Annotated in this window: 14 protein-coding genes, 2 tRNA genes and 3 rRNA genes; 10 read left to right on the top strand and 9 right to left on the bottom strand. The window is 48.1% G+C overall.

Translation table 11 applies throughout. The annotated features are described in order from the left end of the window. The 3 genes from G3M65_RS00005 to G3M65_RS00015 all read right to left on the bottom strand — a co-directional run. A partial coding sequence (locus G3M65_RS00005; protein ID WP_173832536.1) for a 2Fe-2S iron-sulfur cluster-binding protein occupies window positions 1-518 on the bottom strand: 518 nt, incomplete at its 3' end. Then, window positions 493-1,386 carry a GGDEF domain-containing protein gene (locus G3M65_RS00010; protein ID WP_173832537.1) on the bottom strand — a complete coding sequence of 298 codons (894 nt, stop codon included), beginning with the start codon at window positions 1,384-1,386 and terminating at the stop codon, window positions 493-495. The genes G3M65_RS00005 and G3M65_RS00010, both read right to left, overlap by 26 nt. Window positions 1,387-1,395: 9 nt before the next feature. Next, window positions 1,396-1,971: a DeoR family transcriptional regulator gene (locus G3M65_RS00015; protein WP_173832538.1), complete on the bottom strand. Its 576-nt coding sequence runs from the start codon at window positions 1,969-1,971 to the stop codon at window positions 1,396-1,398. A gap of 20 nt (window positions 1,972-1,991) precedes the next feature. On the opposite strand from G3M65_RS00015, the gene G3M65_RS00020 reads away from it, so the two are divergent. Then, complete coding sequence (locus G3M65_RS00020; RefSeq protein WP_173832539.1) at window positions 1,992-2,879, top strand: aspartate carbamoyltransferase catalytic subunit; 888 nt, start codon at window positions 1,992-1,994, stop codon at window positions 2,877-2,879. Next, window positions 2,872-4,032, top strand: a complete 1,161-nt coding sequence (gene coaBC, locus G3M65_RS00025; RefSeq protein WP_173832540.1) for a bifunctional phosphopantothenoylcysteine decarboxylase/phosphopantothenate--cysteine ligase CoaBC — start codon at window positions 2,872-2,874, stop codon at window positions 4,030-4,032. Before G3M65_RS00020 ends, coaBC begins: the two co-directional genes overlap by 8 nt. Here coaBC and G3M65_RS00030 read toward each other — a convergent pair. Genes G3M65_RS00030 through serA form a run of 3 tightly spaced genes read right to left on the bottom strand, consistent with a single transcriptional unit; the run spans window position 4,001 to window position 6,709 of the window. Further along, window positions 4,001-4,558, bottom strand: coding sequence for a Uma2 family endonuclease (locus G3M65_RS00030; RefSeq protein WP_173832541.1), 558 nt, complete (start codon window positions 4,556-4,558; stop codon window positions 4,001-4,003). The genes coaBC and G3M65_RS00030 overlap by 32 nt on opposite strands. Then, window positions 4,558-5,103, bottom strand: coding sequence for a Uma2 family endonuclease (locus G3M65_RS00035; RefSeq protein ID WP_173832542.1), 546 nt, complete (start codon window positions 5,101-5,103; stop codon window positions 4,558-4,560). The genes G3M65_RS00030 and G3M65_RS00035 overlap by 1 nt, the downstream gene beginning before the upstream one ends. Before the next feature lie 13 nt (window positions 5,104-5,116). Then, window positions 5,117-6,709 carry a phosphoglycerate dehydrogenase gene (serA, locus tag G3M65_RS00040; protein ID WP_173832543.1) on the bottom strand — a complete coding sequence of 531 codons (1,593 nt, stop codon included), beginning with the start codon at window positions 6,707-6,709 and terminating at the stop codon, window positions 5,117-5,119. Window positions 6,710-6,748: 39 nt separating this feature from the next. Here serA and G3M65_RS00045 point away from each other — a divergent pair, with 39 nt between their 5' ends. From G3M65_RS00045 to rrf, 8 genes are all read left to right on the top strand, one after another. Further along, complete coding sequence (locus tag G3M65_RS00045) at window positions 6,749-7,159, top strand: hypothetical protein (protein ID WP_173832544.1); 411 nt, start codon at window positions 6,749-6,751, stop codon at window positions 7,157-7,159. 11 nt (window positions 7,160-7,170) lie between these two features. Continuing rightward, the gene (gene mnmA, locus G3M65_RS00050) at window positions 7,171-8,217 is read left to right on the top strand and encodes a tRNA 2-thiouridine(34) synthase MnmA (RefSeq protein ID WP_173832545.1); all 1,047 of its coding nucleotides are present in this window, start codon (window positions 7,171-7,173) and stop codon (window positions 8,215-8,217) included. Then, complete coding sequence (rlmB, locus tag G3M65_RS00055) at window positions 8,214-8,960, top strand: 23S rRNA (guanosine(2251)-2'-O)-methyltransferase RlmB (protein ID WP_173832546.1); 747 nt, start codon at window positions 8,214-8,216, stop codon at window positions 8,958-8,960. Before mnmA ends, rlmB begins: the two co-directional genes overlap by 4 nt. Window positions 8,961-9,287: 327 nt before the next feature. After that, window positions 9,288-10,838, top strand: a 16S ribosomal RNA gene (locus G3M65_RS00060). A 66-nt stretch (window positions 10,839-10,904) separates the two neighbouring features. Beyond that, window positions 10,905-10,978: transfer RNA gene (locus G3M65_RS00065), tRNA-Ile, on the top strand. A gap of 19 nt (window positions 10,979-10,997) precedes the next feature. Next, window positions 10,998-11,069, top strand: a tRNA-Ala gene (locus tag G3M65_RS00070). 41 nt (window positions 11,070-11,110) lie between these two features. Beyond that, window positions 11,111-14,874 (top strand): 23S ribosomal RNA (locus tag G3M65_RS00075). 31 nt (window positions 14,875-14,905) lie between these two features. Further along, window positions 14,906-15,025 (top strand): 5S ribosomal RNA (gene rrf, locus G3M65_RS00080). Together the 16S, 23S and 5S rRNA genes with 2 tRNA genes alongside form the textbook arrangement of a ribosomal RNA operon. Window positions 15,026-15,260: 235 nt before the next feature. Here rrf and G3M65_RS00090 read toward each other — a convergent pair. The 3 genes from G3M65_RS00090 to G3M65_RS00095 all read right to left on the bottom strand — a co-directional run bounded on the left by G3M65_RS00090 (window position 15,261) and on the right by G3M65_RS00095 (window position 16,987). Continuing rightward, window positions 15,261-15,449: a hypothetical protein gene (locus tag G3M65_RS00090; RefSeq protein WP_173832548.1), complete on the bottom strand. Its 189-nt coding sequence runs from the start codon at window positions 15,447-15,449 to the stop codon at window positions 15,261-15,263. Between the two features lie 64 nt (window positions 15,450-15,513). Then, complete coding sequence (locus tag G3M65_RS10670) at window positions 15,514-15,987, bottom strand: N-6 DNA methylase (protein WP_217422973.1); 474 nt, start codon at window positions 15,985-15,987, stop codon at window positions 15,514-15,516. Next, window positions 15,899-16,987 carry a type I restriction-modification system subunit M gene (locus G3M65_RS00095; protein WP_217422974.1) on the bottom strand — a complete coding sequence of 363 codons (1,089 nt, stop codon included), beginning with the start codon at window positions 16,985-16,987 and terminating at the stop codon, window positions 15,899-15,901. Before G3M65_RS00095 ends, G3M65_RS10670 begins: the two co-directional genes overlap by 89 nt.

The following is a 16,987-nucleotide window of genomic DNA, read 5'->3' on the forward strand; positions in this document are numbered from 1 at the left end:
TCCACATAAAGAGCGTGAGCACCATTTACATCATCGCATGCCCTTGTGCATCTATAACATACCACACAACGGTTTGAGTAATACTCTAAAAAGTCGCTTTCCCAGTCAAGCTGATGTCTTTCCTTTTCAAGGGCGGAGACTGGCACGATTTGTTTCTGGGGTCCAAAGAGAGCTCCGTAGTTTTGCAGGTCGCACTCTCCTGCCTTGTCGCATATGGGACAGTCAAGGGGATGTCTTGTCATAAAGGCTTGAAGAAGGTATTTTTGGTTTTCTTTTACCAAAGGATGCTGGACGGATATGGACATACCCTCCTCTGGGTATACATTGCATGAGGTCATAAGCCTTCCAGTCTTCTCGTTGTAGACTATGCACATCCTACAGGCACCGATTATCTTTAGACGAGGATGGTAGCAAAAGTATGGAATGCTTATGCCGAGGTCAAGTAGGTTCTGAAGAAGTGGCTTTCCCTTGTCCACTTCGTATTCTGCACCATCAACGTATATCTTTGCTATGCTCATACTCTATTCCTCCTTCAACATGGATTAGGTAAATATCGTCCTTTGACTTAGCAACCCCAATTTTACCCTTACCAGATTTTTTAGCCTTATACATCGCCTCGTCTGCCCTCTTTACCATATCCTTAAAACTTCTATCTTCTCTAAGTGGCTGAGTCAGTCCTATACTTACCGAGACAGGGAAAAGAAGCTGTATCTGTTCCACACACTTTAACAATCTTATTGCCGCATGCTCACTTGCATCGAGATTCGTATTGGGTAAAATAACAAGAAACTCATCCCCACCGTACCTGCACGCGACATCAGAAGACCTTATCATAACTTTGAGACATGCAGATACCTTCTCTATGGCTCTATCTCCCATAATATGCCCGTACCTATCGTTTATTTCTTTAAGGTTATCAATATCTATAAATAAAAGCCCAAAAGTTTGTCCGTACCTTGTCCAGAGAGTAAAGCTCTTTTCAAGAAAACTCTCTGCAAACTTCCTATTATAAAGACCGGATACAGAATCTATTATGCTTGACCTGAGTATGTCCACATTGGTTATGTTTATAACACTCTCCCAGTATATACCTCCCATTGGCACTTTTCCGTAACTTCTTATATAGTTTTCATAATCTATGCTTATTATATCTGTGTCTACAACGCGGTCATACACTGGACATTTAATTCCCTTCTGATAGCAGGGTTCTTCGAAACCATACAATACCTTATAGCACTTCTTACCTATAACTTCACCAAACATTTTCTTTGCGGTTGAGTTTAAGGCTATTAAATTGTAGGATGAATCGATTACGACTGATGGAATAAAGTTTTTTAATTCCTGCTCTTTAGTTTCCTGAGTCTCTTGGTTTTTTAAACTTTCCATGCTATGACCTCATAAATTTATTTTAACCACTGAACCTCTTTTCATTAGATGGATAATACTGTCAACAGCTCCCTCAAAATCTACTACCACCCCTCCAAAGCCCTTGGCAAACCTTTCTGCATCTTCCTTGCTTGCGAAGGCTATGGCAGAAGGAGAACAACATGGCATGGCGGAAGAGCCTATTACATACCACGCAGAAAAACAGCTTAAAGGTCTGCAATTTATGAAGTCCCAAGTCATACAGGACTCAATGTCCTCCTCTTTTAAGTTTTTGTATAACAAAAGCCCGCAGTGAGCACAACAAGCCCTTACAAACTTGCCCCTCTTCATTCTGTATGTAAACTCAAGCCTTTTTTCTATGGGTTTGGTGCAATAGGCACAGGAAGGGACAGTTTCTTCTATGACCTCTCCTGCCTCTTCTCTTAGGAGCAGTTCTCCATGTTTTCTTACAATCCTGCCCTCCTTTTCCAGCTCCCTCACATCCCTGTAGATGGTCATAAGGGATACGCCAAAGTGCTGGGCAAGAGCCTTTACGCTCCTGTATCCCTGTGGTATGAGCTCTATTATTTTTTCCTTTCGGTCCATGTTAAAATTATATTCCTGAAATGCCAAAACATCTAATATCTGTGAGAGACCTCAGCAAAGAGGATATAGACCTTTTGAGGTATCTCTCAAACAGGTTCAGGGACGGAGAAAGAGAAACTCTTGAAGGTGATGTTGCTTTGTTTTTTCTTGAAAGTTCTACAAGGACTCGCTTATCCTTTGAGAAGGCTTGTAGGCTTTTGGGGCTTAGAACCTATTACGCAGGCAGGGGAGAAAGCTCAATAGAAAAGGGAGAAAGTCTAAGAGATACCATAAAAACTCTTCAAGCTCTTGGCTTTAGAGCCTTGGTGCTTAGAGTTCCCTTTGTTCTCTTTCCCTACGAAGGCTACAAGGGGGAGGAAATAAGCCTCATAAATGCGGGTGATGGGACACATCAACATCCTACACAAGGGCTAATTGACCTCTTTACCGCTATAGAGGTTTTTGGTTCTTTGGAAAACCTAAAGGTGTTATACATCGGAGACATACTCCATAGCAGAGTTTTCCGTTCTGGTGCATACCTTTTTGGTCTTTACGGTGCTAAGGTTGGAGTTTGTGGACCCAAAACTCTTATTCCTTCAGACCTTTCTCCCTTTGGAGTGGAGCAGGTTTTTGATAGTGTGGATGAGGCTATTGAGTGGGCGGACTTATGCATATGGCTAAGACTACAAGAAGAAAGGTTTACAGAAAGCTACATTCCAAGTAAAGAAAGCTACTTTCTCCAGTTTGGTCTAACAAAGGAGAGATACAAAAGGCTAAAGGGCTACTTTATGCACCCAGGACCTGTAAACCTCTATGTGGATGTGGATGCGGAGGTGGTTTATCTGGACAAGTCCTTGGTTCTAAAGCAGGTGGAAATGGGTCTATACGTAAGGATGGCGGTTTTATACTGGGCTTTAAAGGATGGCTAAGATACTTCTTGGCGTTAGCTCAAGCATTGCCATATATAAGGCTTGTGAGCTTGTAAGGGAACTCATAAAGTCAGGGCATGAAGTTAGGGTTGTTATGTCTCCCTTTTCTGAGAGGTTCATAAGCAGGCTTACCTTTGAGGCTCTTTCTGGAAACAAGGCTTATGTGGACTGGGAAGATGACCCTCTTTTACACATAAACCTACCAAGATGGTCTGACCTTTTTGTGATAGCTCCATGCAGTATAAACACCCTTTCAAAAATTGCCTTAGGCATAGGAGACAATTTACTTACCACCTGTGCCCTTTCTCATAAGGGAAAACTTCTGCTCGCTCCTGCTGGGAATGTGGAGATGTATAAAAATCCAGCGGTGCAGGAGAACATAAAGAGGCTAAGGGAGAGAGGAGTGATACTTGTTGAGCCGGAGGAAGGAAGGCTTATCTGTCAAGAGGAAGGACAAGGAAGGCTTGCATCCATACAAAGGCTCCTTGATTGGATAGAGTATGCCCTAAGACCTAAGCCCCTTGAAGGCAAAAGGGTGCTAATAACCGCGGGTGCTACCAGAGAGTTTATAGACAGTGTGAGGTTCATATCCAACCTTTCCAGCGGTCTTATGGGTTTTTCTCTTGCAAGAGTTTTTAGATGGTATGGTGCACAGGTAAAGGTTATAGCAGGTTTTACTACTGCGGAAGAGCCACCGGAAGTGGAAATTGTAAGGGTTTTATCCGCTAAGGAGATGTATGAAAAGGTAATGGACCTGAAAGACTGGGCGGACATTATTGTTATGAACTCTGCGGTAGCGGACTACAGACCTCTTGAAACCTACGAAGGAAAGCTAAAAAAACAAGAAAGGCTTACTCTGGAGTTGGTTAAAAACCCAGACATACTCGCAGAGCTCGGAAGGCTAAAGAAAGACTATGTGCTTATAGGCTTTGCTTTAGAAGAGAGGCAAAAACTCCAAGAAAACGCCCTTAAGAAACTGCAAGATAAAAACCTTGATGTTATAGTGGCAAACCCATTGGAAAGTATGGGTTCAGAGCAATACGAAGGCATAATCTTATTCAAAGAAGGAAAAGCGATAAACTTAAAGGCAAGCAACAAACTGCAGGCGAGCGAGCTCATGGTTAAGGAGTTGGTAAAGATTTTAGCTCCTTAAAGACCTCTTCCACTTCCAACTCAAAACCTTCAAGGATTTTTGACTTAACCTTTCCTCTCTCTGTGGCGTAGGAATAAAGCTCATAGCCATTTTCCGTAAGTTCGTAGACGAACATGGTTTTTTCTAAGGGGAATATAAGCCAGTATTCTTTAACCTTAAACCTCTCATATAACTTCCGCTTTTCCACAAAGTCCCTTACCAAAGTTTGAGGAGATATAACCTCCACCACAAGCTCAGGCACACCGTAGACTTTGTCCTCTACCTTTGAAGGGTCAGACACGTAAACAAGGTCAGGCTGTAGCACGTTTTCTTGGTCAAAAACCACATCCACAGGTGATAAAAGAACCTCACCCATGCCCTCTTTCAGAAAACTTCTAAGTTTAAAGTATAAGTTGCCTACTACTCTTTGATGGTTTACGCATTGTCCAGGCATCTCGTAAACCTCCCTGTTAATAAGTTCAATCCTTGAGCATTCTGGGTATAGTTTGAAAAACTCCTCTGCGGTTAGCTTTGTTTTGACCTGCATCACAGACCTCCAAAGACCTCTTCCAAATTAATCTCAAAACCCTCAAGGATTTTTGAACGGACTTTTCCCTTTTCTATAGCGGAGGAGAAAAGTTCATAGCCATTTTCTGTTAGCTGGTAAACTAAAATGGTCTTTTCTGAGGGAAACACAATCCAATACTCTTTCACTCCATACTTTTCGTATATTTTCATCTTGTCTGTTATGTCCCTTTTCAAGGTAGAAGGCGATGCCACTTCCACCACAAGGTCTGGAACGCCATATATTCTGTCCTTTACTTTTGAGAGGTCTGAAAGGTAAACTATGTCTGGTTGAAGGACTATCTCTTCAGAAAAGACCACATCTACCGGAGCGATAAATACCTCACCTTTAACCTTTGAAGCGGACAGATGTTCGTGTATAGACCTTGAAAGGTAAAAAAGCACCCTTTGATGGTTGACACTTGGTGCAGGCATTTCGTAGACCTCTCCCTCAATAAGCTCAATCCTTGACTCTTCTGGGTATATCCCGAAAAACTCCTCTGCGGTTAGCTTTGTTTTGACCTGCATAAGCTTAAATCTATTACACTACCACCTGCTTGGCAAAAATTATCTGAGGTATTTTTCTTAGTTCTTGCATAACCTCCTCTGGGATAGGGTCGTCAAGGTTAAGTATACCCAAGGCGATGCCACCTTTCTTTTCTCTTCCAAGCCTAAAGCCTGCTATGTTTACGCCTGCATTACCTAATATACTACCTATCTTTCCTATAACTCCTGGGACATCTCTGTTTTCAAAAACAAGCATTATACCCTCTGGCTCTACATCTACACGGTAGCGGTCTATTTGGAATATCCTTAGTATATGCCCCTCAAGCACTGAGCCTGCTACTGTTCTTTCTGTGCTGTCTCCTCTCGCTACTACCTTTATATAATGCTTGTAATCTTCGCTCTCTTCTGAGGTAAGCTCCTCTACCTTTATGCCTCTATCTCTTGCCACATAGCTGGCGTTTATTATGTTTACTGGAAAGTCTACCCTTTCTTTTAGTATTCCCATCAAGACCGCAGAGGCTATTGGATGAAAGTGTTGTGCTATGTCTCCACGCACTTCTATGTGCACCTCCCTTATGCCCTCTTCCGCCCATTGGACCAAGAACCTGCCCATTCTTTCCGCAAGGTCAAGGTGTGGCTTTATCAAGGTTAGAACTGAGAGGTCTGGGAAGGGTGCGTTTACCACATACTCTACTGTTTGACCTCTTAGGGCTTTTATAACTTGCTGGGCAATTATTACTGCAACATTTTCTTGAGATTCGTAAGTGTTTGCACCTATGTGAGGGGAAAGGGAAACGTTGGGAAACTTGGATATTTTTTCTATAAACTCCTTTGGTGGAGGTTCTACAGAGAAAACATCAAGACCTACGCCCGATAGCTTACCGCTTTCCAAAGCCCATATGAGGTCCTCGTCTTTTACTATTCCACCTCTTGCACAGTTTATAAGAACCGCACCGTCTTTCATAATTTCAAACTCTTTCCTTGTTATCATGTTTCTTGTCTCGTGGGTCAAGGGTGCGTGAATAGTGAGGATGTCTATCTGACGAAGCATGTCGTGTAGGTTGTCAAAGAGCTTTACGCCCAGCCTATCCGCCTTTTCTCTTGGAATGTATGGGTCGTAGGCATAAACGGTCATACCAAAGGCTTTTGCCCTTATGGCAACTTGAGAGCCTATGTTTCCAAGACCAATTATGCCAAGAGTCTTTCCGTATAGCTCTGTTCCCATAAACTTCTTTCTGTCCCACCTGCCCTCTACCATGCTGTTATGTGCCATGTGTGTGTTTCTTATAACGTTTAGCATATGAGCGAGGGTTAGCTCTGTTGCTCCTATGGTGTTGGCACCGGGGGTATTTATAACCAATATGCCTCTCATAGATGCAGACTCTATGTCCACGTTGTCCACACCTACACCAGCCCTGCCGATGACCTTTAGATTTTTAGCCCTTTCTATTAACTCACCTGTGACTGGGGTTCTACTTCTGGTTATAATGCAATGGTAGTTTTCTACTACCTCAAGTAGCTCCTCGTAGGATATGTCTGGCTCGTTGTCCACTTCAAAGTCTGGCTCACGCCTAAGAAGCTCAATGCCCTTTTCCGAGATTGGGTCAGTGATTAGAATTTTATGCATCTTAAACCTCCAGAAGGCTAAGTATTATATTAGAATAACATGAAAGTAGACCTTACAAACCTACTAAGGAAAGGAGAGCCAAACAGTTGGTCAGAGGAGGACTTTAAAAGGTATCTCAAGGACAGTCTTATTGAAATTATAAGGCTTGAGTTAGAGAATCTGCCAAGGCAAGAATGGGAGAAGACTCTCAAAACTTGGTCTAAGATATGCTCCTTTGCGGACAGCCTAAGGCGGAAGGAGGAAAAGGAAAGGCAGGAGCTATACAAGAGGTTTAACTTTGACAGTGTAATGGTGCATATAACGGAAAGCCTTATAGAAAAACTCAATATGGCTCGCTCTATGGGGCTTTTGCGTGAAGGTGATAAGCCAGAAAGGATAATTCCTCTTGGTCTTGAGGTGACGGAGGGCTCTGAAGAGATTAGCTTTATGAAGAGGTTTTTCAAAGCCTAAATTTATCCCTTATGAGAGTGGCGGTTGGTATGAGCGGGGGTGTAGATAGCAGTGTCTGTGCCCTCCTTATGAAGGAAGCAGGTCATGAGGTTATTGGTATAACGCTCCGTTTTCATCAAGTGTGCGATGCGGATGGTCTAAGGGTTTGCTGTTCTCCAGAGGATGTAAGGGATGCGGTGAGGGTTTCTCAACACTTAGGCATACCTCATTTAACGCTTAGCTGGGAAGAGGTTTTTGAAAAGAGGGTTATAGAATACTTTTTGAGGGAAACCCTCAAGGGTAAGACGCCAAATCCCTGTGCGGTATGCAACAGAGAGGTCAAAACAGGTTTTCTTGCAGAGTATCTCCACAAGGTTGCGCACATAGACAGGCTTGCCACTGGACACTATGCAAGGATTGTGGAATACAAGGGTAGAAGGCTTATAGCCCGTGCAAAGGACCAAAGAAGAGACCAGTCTTACTTTTTAAGCCTTGTAAGAGCGGAGCATTTAGAGCTTTTGGAGTTTCCTCTTGGTGAAAGGACGAAGGAAGAGGTAAGGCTTATAGCCAAAGAGAAGGGTTTGCCCGTGTGGGATAAAAGGGACTCTCAAGATGTGTGCTTTCTTATGGGTAAAACTCCTGGTGAATTTGTTGAAGAAAGGGTAGGTTCAAAGGATGGGTATTTTTACTTTGAAGGTAAGCCTGTAGGAAGACAGAGAGGCTTTTTCCACTACACGGTGGGTCAGAGAAAGGGTCTTGGTATCTCTTTGGGGTTTCCCGTATATGTGTGTGGTATAGACCCAGAGGCTAACGCTGTTCATTTATGTAGAGAAGAAGACCTCTATAGAGATTGGTTGATCCTTGAGGACATAAACTTCCACCTTGAGCTTTCCCTTTGGCAAAAGCCTACCGCACAGATAAGGTATAGAAACCAGCCTGTGCCTGTGGAAGACATAGAAAAAACCGAAAAGGGATATAAGGTAAAGTTTTCTAAGCAGGTAAGAGGCATAACGCCTGGTCAGGTTTGTGCCTTTTATGAAGGAGACCTTTTGCTGGGTGGTGGCATAATAAAGGAATGATTGTTTACGGTAAAAACCCAGTCCTTGAAGCCCTAAGGGCAGGAAAAAATATAGAAAAGGTGCTATTTGCTCATGACTCGCATCCACCACATCAGGTCGTAAAGCTATGCAAGGAAAGGGGTATAAAGCTCCAGAAAGTGCCAAGACAAAGGATAGAAGAGCTCGCAGGGACAAAGAAAACTCAAGGCATCCTCGCCATATTAAGCCCAGTGGAATACGTAGACCCTCATGTGCTTTTTAGAGAGACCCTTAAAAGAAACTCCTTTTTCATAACCCTTGACCACATTACAGACCCACAGAATGTGGGAAACCTCCTTAGAACATGCGAGGTCTTTGGTGGAGTTGGTGCTCTTATGCCAAAGGATAGGTCTTGTCCTATAAACGAAACCGTAGTCAAGGCATCTGCGGGTGCGGTCTTTTACCTAAGGCTGTCTAAGGTGGGAAGCCTTTCCAAAGCACTCAGAGATTTTAAAGAGATGGGTGGATGGGTTGTAGTAGTAGAGAGAGGGGGAAAGGATATAAGAAGCGTTGACTTTCCTCTTGGTTGCACTCTTGTTTTGGGTTCTGAGGGAGAAGGTGTATCAAAAAGTGTTCTGGAAACTGCAGACCTGCTGGTGTCCATACCCATGCAGGGCAAGGTAAACTCTCTAAATGTTTCAAACGCAGGTGCTATAGCCATGTGGGAGGTTTTTAAAAAACTACTTGACAAACACCCTGTGGATGGATATAATAGACAATGTTAAGTGGTTCGGGGTTGACAAAAACCCCGTGAGAGGATATAATAATTAAGGTTGCGGTTGTAGGGGCAAAACCCCTTGTCATCTTAAGAGTTGAATAGGGTCTTTGTCAGTCCTTTGAAAAGGGCTTGACAAAATCAGAAGGATGTGTTAAAGCATTACAGTTTGTTAGGGGTGTAAAAACCCCGTGATGCAAAGACCCTTTAAAAAGGACTTGACAAAGCCTTTGGGGTAGGATATAATAAATAGTCCTACCTGAAAAGTTAGGGACTGTAAAAAGTCCCTTGACATCTTGGCAACTGAATAAGGAGGAAGGACCCAAAACTTGGGGTTTTCCTGAAGAGTTTGATCCTGGCTCAGCGCGAACGCTGGCGGCGTGCCTAACACATGCAAGTCGTGCGGGGTGGTTCTGCCACCCAGCGGCAAACGGGTGAGTAACACGTGAGTAACCTACCCTCAGGAAGGGGATAACCCGGGGAAACTCGGGCTAATACCCTATAATGTCTGGGACCACTAAGGTCTCCAGACCAAAGGTGGCCTCTGCTTTGCAAGCTACCGCCTGAGGAGGGGCTCGCGGCCCATCAGGTAGTTGGTGGGGTAACGGCCTACCAAGCCTATGACGGGTAGCCGGCCTGAGAGGGTGTCCGGCCACAGTGGGACTGAGACACGGCCCACACCCCTACGGGGGGCAGCAGTGGGGAATCGTGGGCAATGGGCGAAAGCCTGACCCCGCGACGCCGCGTGGAGGAAGAAGCCCTTCGGGGTGTAAACTCCTGTCAGGAGGGAAGATGCTCACAGAGGCGAATAGTCTCTGTGGGTGACGGTACCTCCAGAGGAAGGGACGGCTAACTACGTGCCAGCAGCCGCGGTAATACGTAGGTCCCGAGCGTTGCGCGAATTCACTGGGCGTAAAGCGTCCGCAGCCGGATGGGTAAGCGGTTCGTCAAAGCCCACCGCTCAACGGTGGAAAGGCGTACCGAACTGCCCATCTTGAGGCACGCTCAGGCAGGCGGAATTCCCGGTGTAGCGGTGAAATGCGTAGATATCGGGAGGAACACCGAAGGCGAAGGCAGCCTGCTGGGGCTGTTCTGACGGTCAGGGACGAAAGCTGGGGGAGCAAACCGGATTAGATACCCGGGTAGTCCCAGCCGTAAACCATGGGCGCTAGACGTCGTCCGTAAGGGCGGTGTCTCAGCTAACGCGTTAAGCGCCCCGCCTGGGGAGTACGGGCGCAAGCCTGAAACTCAAAGGAATTGGCGGGGGCCCGCACAACCGGTGGAGCGTCTGGTTCAATTCGATGCTAACCGAAAAACCTTACCCGGGCTTGACATGATGGGAAACCCTTGCGAAAGCGAGGGGTGCTGTCCTCTGGACAGAATCCCATCACAGGTGGTGCATGGCCGTCGTCAGCTCGTGTCGTGAGATGTTGGGTTAAGTCCCGCAACGAGCGCAACCCCTGCCCTTAGTTGCCACTCTGCGGAGGGCACTCTAAGGGGACTGCCGGCGATAAGCCGGAGGAAGGCGGGGATGACGTCAGGTCAGTATGCCCTTTATGCCCGGGGCAACACAGGCGCTACAGTGGCCGGGACAATGGGAAGCAACCCAGAAATGGGGAGCAAATCCTTAAACCCGGTCATGGTGCAGATTGAGGGCTGAAACTCGCCCTCATGAAGCCGGAATCGGTAGTAATGGCGGATCAGCTAGGCCGCCGTGAATACGTTCTCGGGCCTTGCACACACCGCCCGTCACGCCACGGAAGTCAGTCTTCCCGGAAGCCCTCAGGCTAACCCGCAAGGGAGGTAGAGGACGATGGGAAGGCTGGCAACTGGGGCGAAGTCGTAACAAGGTAGCCGTAGGGGAACCTGCGGCTGGATCACCTCCTTTATAACGGAGAAAGGTTTCAGGTTTCAAACTCAGGGTCCTTCCTCCTTATTGAGCTGTCTATCCTCTGGGCCTCTAGCTCAGTCGGTTAGAGCGTGCCCCTGATAAGGGCAAGGTCGGTGGTTCAAGTCCACCGAGGCCCATTATCTGGGGCAGGTCCAAGGGGATGTAGCTCAGCGGGAGAGCGCCTGCTTTGCAAGCAGGAGGTCGTGGGTTCAAATCCCACCATCTCCATGACATCTTGGCAACTGAATAGGTTTTCCTTCCTTGTGGGTGTGCAAGTTAGTAAGGGTCTGGGGTGGATGCCTCGGCTGCCCGAGGGGACGAAGGGCGTGCTAAGCTGCGATAAGCCGGGTGGAGGCGCAAAGAGCCTTTGAGGCCCGGATGCCCGAATGGGGAAACCCGGCAGGGTGTTGAGCCCTGTCATCCGCGCAAGCGGAGCCAATACGGGACGAAGTAAAACCTTCTAGTAGTCCCAGGAAAGGAAATCAACCGAGACTCCCCAAGTAGCGGCGAGCGAACGGGGACCAGCCCAAACCGTGTGGGTGTCATGCTGGCGGGCTTAGCTCACACGGGGTTGCGGGACATGCACGGAGAGGACCGCCATCCTCTCAGGGAGTTACAAAACTGCCACCTAGCCGAAGTGAGCTGGAACGCTCCGCCACAGAGGGTGAAAGCCCCGTAGGCAAAAGGTGAGCAGTCTCCCGGGTGCATGATCCCAAGTACCACGGCCCCCGTGGAAGGTCGTGGGAATCTGGGGGGACCTCCCTCCAAGGCTAAGTACTCCGGGCAGACCGATAGCGTATAGTACCGCGAGGGAAAGGTGAAAAGAACCCCGGAAGGGGAGTGAAATAGAACCTGAAACCCCAGATCCACAAGCCAGTGGAAGGGTCTTATGGCCCGACTGCGTGCCTTTTGCAGAATGAGCCAGGGAGTTGTCCTCAGCGGCGAGGTTAAGCCGTCAGGCGAAGCCGGAGCGAAAGCGAGTCCGAATAGGGCGTTAAGTCGCTGGGGGCAGACGCGAAGCGGAACGATCTACCCATGCCCAGGGTGAAGGACGGGTAACGCCGTCTGGAGGCCCGAACGGGTCGGTGCTGCAAAACCGTCCGATGAGGTGTGGGTAGCGGTGAAAAGCCAATCGCGTTCCGTGATAGCTCGTTCTCCCCGAAATAGGTCGACGCCTAGCGTCATCCGGTCCTTCCCGGAGGTAGAGCCACTGGTTGGGCTAGGGCCTCGAAAGGGGTACCGAACCCTGCCAAACTCCGAATGCCGGGAAAGGTAGGATGGCAGTCAGTCCCCGGGGGATAAGCTCCGGTGGACAAGAGGGAAACAGCCCAGACCGCCAGCTAAGGTCCCAAAATCCAGGCTAAGTGGGGAAGGATGTGCGGCTGCTAAGACAGCTGGGAGGTTGGCTTAGAGGCAGCCATCCTTTAAACAGTGCGTAACAGCTGACCGGCCGAGCGGCCGTGCGCCGAAAATTTAGCGGGGCTCAAGCCTGGTACCGAAGCTGCGGGCTCGCTATTGCGAGCGGTAGGGGAGCGTTCCCTGTGGGCTGAAGTCTCACCGTAAGGTGGGATGGACTGCAGGGAAGTGAGAATCCTGGCATGAGTAGCAGCGAAGACAGGTGAAAAACCTGTCCGCCGGAAGCCCCAGGTTTTGGCGGCAATGTAAATCATCCGCCAGTTAGCCGGGACCCTAAGGTGAGGCCGAAAGGCGTAGCCGATGGGAAGCGGGTCAACATTCCCGCGCCAGCGGTGTGGAGCCAGAGTCGTGACGCAGGAGGCTAGCGGAAGCCACCTATGGAATGGTGGTCCAAGGTAGTAGGAGGGGGTGGCAGGCAAATCCGTCACCCCATACTCCGAGAGCTGATGGGGTAACTTCCGCGACGCCACACTGCCGAGAAACAACGGCGCTGGCGTTGAAGCATCGCTGCCCGTACCGGAAACCGACACAGGTGGGCTGGGTTAGTAGCCTAAGGCGTCGGGGGAACTCTCCTCAAGGAACTCGGCAAATTGCCCCCGTACCCTCGGAAGAAGGGGGGCCTATGGAGGTTAAGCCCTTGCGGTGTAAGCCTCTGTAGGTCGCAGAGACCGGGTGGTGCCGACTGTTTATCAAAAACACAGGACTACGCAAACCCGTAAGGGGATGTATGTGGTCTGAAACCTGGCCAGTGCCCGTAGGTTAAGGGGAGGAGTGCAAGCTCCAAACCGAAGCCCGGGTAAACGCCGGCCGTAACTATGACGGTCCTAAGGTAGCGAAATTCCTTGTCGGGTAAGTTCCGACCTGCATGAATGGTCCAACGAGTGCCACGCTGTCTCGAGGAGAGTCCCGGCGAAATTGTAATGCCGGTCAAGATGCCGGCTACCCGCGGCAGGACGGAAAGACCCCGTGAAGCTTCACTGTAGTCTGGCATTGAGCCTTGGCTTGTCCTGCGCAGGATAGGTGGGAGCCTGTGAAGTCCCTCCTCCGGGAGGGATGGAGGCGCCGGTGAGATACCACCCTGGACAGGCTGAGGCCCTAACCGAGCGGTGTTATCCACCGCCGGGACCGTGCCAGATGGGCAGTTTAGCTGGGGCGGCTGCCTCCTAAAAGGTAACGGAGGCGTCCAAAGGTACCCTCAGGCGGGTCGGAAATCCGCCGTAGAGTACAAGGGCAGAAGGGTGCCTGACTGTGAGGCAGACGTGCCGAGCAGAGGCGAAAGCCGGGCCTAGTGACCCACTGGTTCTTTGGGGAAGGGCCAGTGATCAGCGGATAAAAGCTACTCCGGGGATAACAAAGGTTGTCCCGCTCCCGAGTAATCGGGAGGCAATAACGCGGCTTATAACGGGGGAGCCCTCCTACCCAAAAGGGTGTGGGGTAATCCCGTGGGAAGTCAGGAGAGGCACAACATGGTAAAAAAGGCTCAAAGAGAACTTATAATAGGCACCCTCTTGGGTGACGGATATCTTCAAAAAACAGGCAAGAAAAATGCAAGGCTCAGGTTGGAGCATTCGGAGAAACAGAAGGAATACATCTTTTGGAAATACGAACTGCTCAAAAACCTGATGCAAGACAAACCTAAGAGGCTTGAGAGATATAACCCCAAGTGGAAAAAAAGCTATGTATACTATCGCTGCCAAAGCCACTCTATGCCACTCTTGGGTGCCTATAGAAGAGCCTTCTATGACGAAAAGGGTAAAAAGCGTATACCAGAAAAGATAAAGAGTCTTCTAAAAGCTCCTCTCTCTTTGGCAGTTTGGTATATGGATGATGGGCATTACTATGCTAGGGATGGCGTAGCCTACATATATATGCCAAGATATGAGGAGGCAGATATAAAGAGGCTCTTGTCCGCTCTGTCAGAAAACTTCGGGCTCAAACCAAGGGTGGTGTACAAAAAGGGCTATCCAGTTCTCTTCTTTGACAGAGAGCAAGCCAAAAGGCTCTTTGAGATAATAAACCCATGGGTGCCTGACTTTATGAAATACAAAACCTCTCCAGACCCCGTAACGACTGAGGGCGCGATGCCCGAGGGTCCAGAAAGGGCCAACACGCCGCGCTCCTCACCAGAAGGTGAGGATGATGATATAGTCTACCCTCTGGGAAACCAGAGATAAAGGTGAACAGGCTAATCTCCCCCGAGAGCCCACATCGACGGGGAGGTTTGGTACCTCGATGTCGGCTCCCCCCATCCTGGGGCTGAAGCAGGTCCCAAGGGTTGGGCTGTTCGCCCATTAAAGGGGGACGCGAGCTGGGTTCAGAACGTCGCGAGACAGTTCGGTCCCTATCCGCCGCGGGCGCAGGAGTCTTGAGTGGGTCCGTCCTTAGTACGAGAGGACCGGGACGGGGCAGGCTCTGGTGTACCGGTTATCTCTCCAGAGGTAGCGCCGGGTAGCTATCCTGCTACGGGATAAGCGCTGAAAGCATCTAAGTGCGAAGCCCACCACAAGATAAGGACTCCCTGAAGGGCCCTGGAAGACTACCAGGTTGATAGGCAGCAGGTGGAAGCTCCGCAAGGGGTGTAGCCGAGCTGTACTAATAGCCCGTTCGACTTGCACACCCACAGGAAGGAAAACCTATTGAGTTGCTTCCCTCGGGACCATAGCGGAGGGGAAACACCCGGCTTCCATTCCGAACCCGGCAGTTAAGCCCTCCAGCGCCGATGATACTGTGCGGGGCGAACCGCACGGGAAAGTAGGTCGTCCCGGGGGTTTATAAACCCTCTTCAAGATATGTCTTTAAAACCAGTTTAAACAACTTGCTGTGGTTCTTATATCTAAGATGTAAAAGCTCATGAACTATTTCTCCTCTACTAAGCTCTATCTCAATTCCCAACCCCTCAAAAAGTAACTTAGCTTTAAGAGATAAACTCTTGGTAAACCTTTTTATTCCCTCCGTTATGCCAAGGTCTTTGAGAAAAACCTCAAGCAGGTAATTGGCAAGGCTCTAGGGAGAGTCCGCATAAGGCATTAAGTCTATGTAGAAGTTTATGGTTTGTTCTTTTAGCTCTTGTATAACCTTCTTTATTAGAGTAGTTTTCCCATATCTTCTGGGTGCAATTAGGACAAAGCTCTCTCCTTGCAGGACACCCCTTTTTGGTCTTTTAAGCTCCTCCTCTCTATCTATAAACCACATCAAGGTAATATTATAAACCTAAAAGGTTTAAAAATAAACTAAATTGGTTGAAAACTGTAACCCTTTAAGGTTTATAAACTCCCAAGCCTGCCATGACATCCCATAGCCTTTTGTCCGCCTCTTTGCGTTCTTCCTCTGCTTCCATAAGCTCCACAAGAGCATCTTCTAAGGGCAATACCTCCTCCTTGTGGTTTTTGGATACATACCTTGACGGGCTTAGGTTATAGTCGTTTAGCCTCGCTTCTTCTATGCTTATTATCTTGCTTATGCCTTCCTCTTCCTTCCAGTCTTTATAAAGCTCATAGACCTTTTGCAGAGTGCTTTCTGGTAGGTAGTTTTTGGGTCTTCCCTTCTCATAAAGCTGAGAGATGTCTATGAGGAGGATTTTTGACCTTCTGTTTTCTGGTTTGTCCTTGTTTATGAGCATTATTATGCCTGGGGCAGTAGTGTTATAAAAGAGGTTTTCTGGCAAGAGGATTATGGATTCTATGAGGTCTGCTTCTACAAAGGCTTTTCTTATGTCCCTTACCTGTGTCAAGGACTACCGCCATCCTACCCTTTTCCCTAAGGCTTGCATACATATGCTGAACCCATCCCCAGTCCGCAGAGCTTTCTGGTGGATAGCCAAAGGAAAACCTTCTATATTTATCCTCTTCATAAAGGCTCTCGGGGAATTTTTGATTCCACATGGGGTTCGCAACCACCACATCAAACCTCATACCATCCTTTATAAAGGCTGGGTCTGTCATGGTGTTTCCAAGGGCAATGTCCGCTTCCATGTCATGGATAAACACGTTCATCTTCGCCATGGCGTAGGTGGTATGGTTTATTTCCTGACCGTAAAACCTAAGGGGTGCGGTCTTTGGGTCTTTCCCATACTTTTCCAAAAAGCGAAGCTGACACTTTATAAGAAGCCCTCCAGACCCACAACAGGGGTCGTATACATCCTCTCCAGGCTTTGGGTCCACAATGTAAGCCATCATCATGGCTACTTCCTTTGGAGTATAAAACTCTCCTGCGGACTGCCCAGAGCCCTCCGCAAACTTACGCAGGAGATACTCATAAGCCCTTCCCAAAATATCTGGCTCCACATCCCTTAGCCCAAGCCTGTGTCTGGAAAGAATATCTATCAGACTTCTTAGGCTCTGGTCGCTTATTATCCTCTGCCCCGCGGTAGTTGCATTAAAGTCCACTATGTCCACCACACCCTGAAGTTTGGTGTTGTGTTTTGCTATTTCCCTCACCACCTTTGTGAGATATTCTCCCAGGTTCGTGCTTTGTTTTCTTATATTTTCCCATCGGGCTATTTCCGGCATATAAAACTTTACAAGTGATGGGTCTTTCCTGATGGCTTCTTCTGCCCTCTCCTTGCTTCCAAAAGTCTTTACCAACTCCGAAAATTCATCCTCAAAAACATCAGAAAGCCTCTTTATAAAAATAAGAGGCAGTATATAGTCCTTGTATTTGGGGGCTTCTATTTCTCCCCTTATAACACAGGCAGACTCCCAAAGCCAGTTTTCAAGGGTCTTTATGTCCAT

Source organism: Hydrogenobacter sp. T-8 (assembly GCF_011006175.1).
GTDB lineage: Bacteria > Aquificota > Aquificia > Aquificales > Aquificaceae > Pampinifervens > Pampinifervens florentissimum.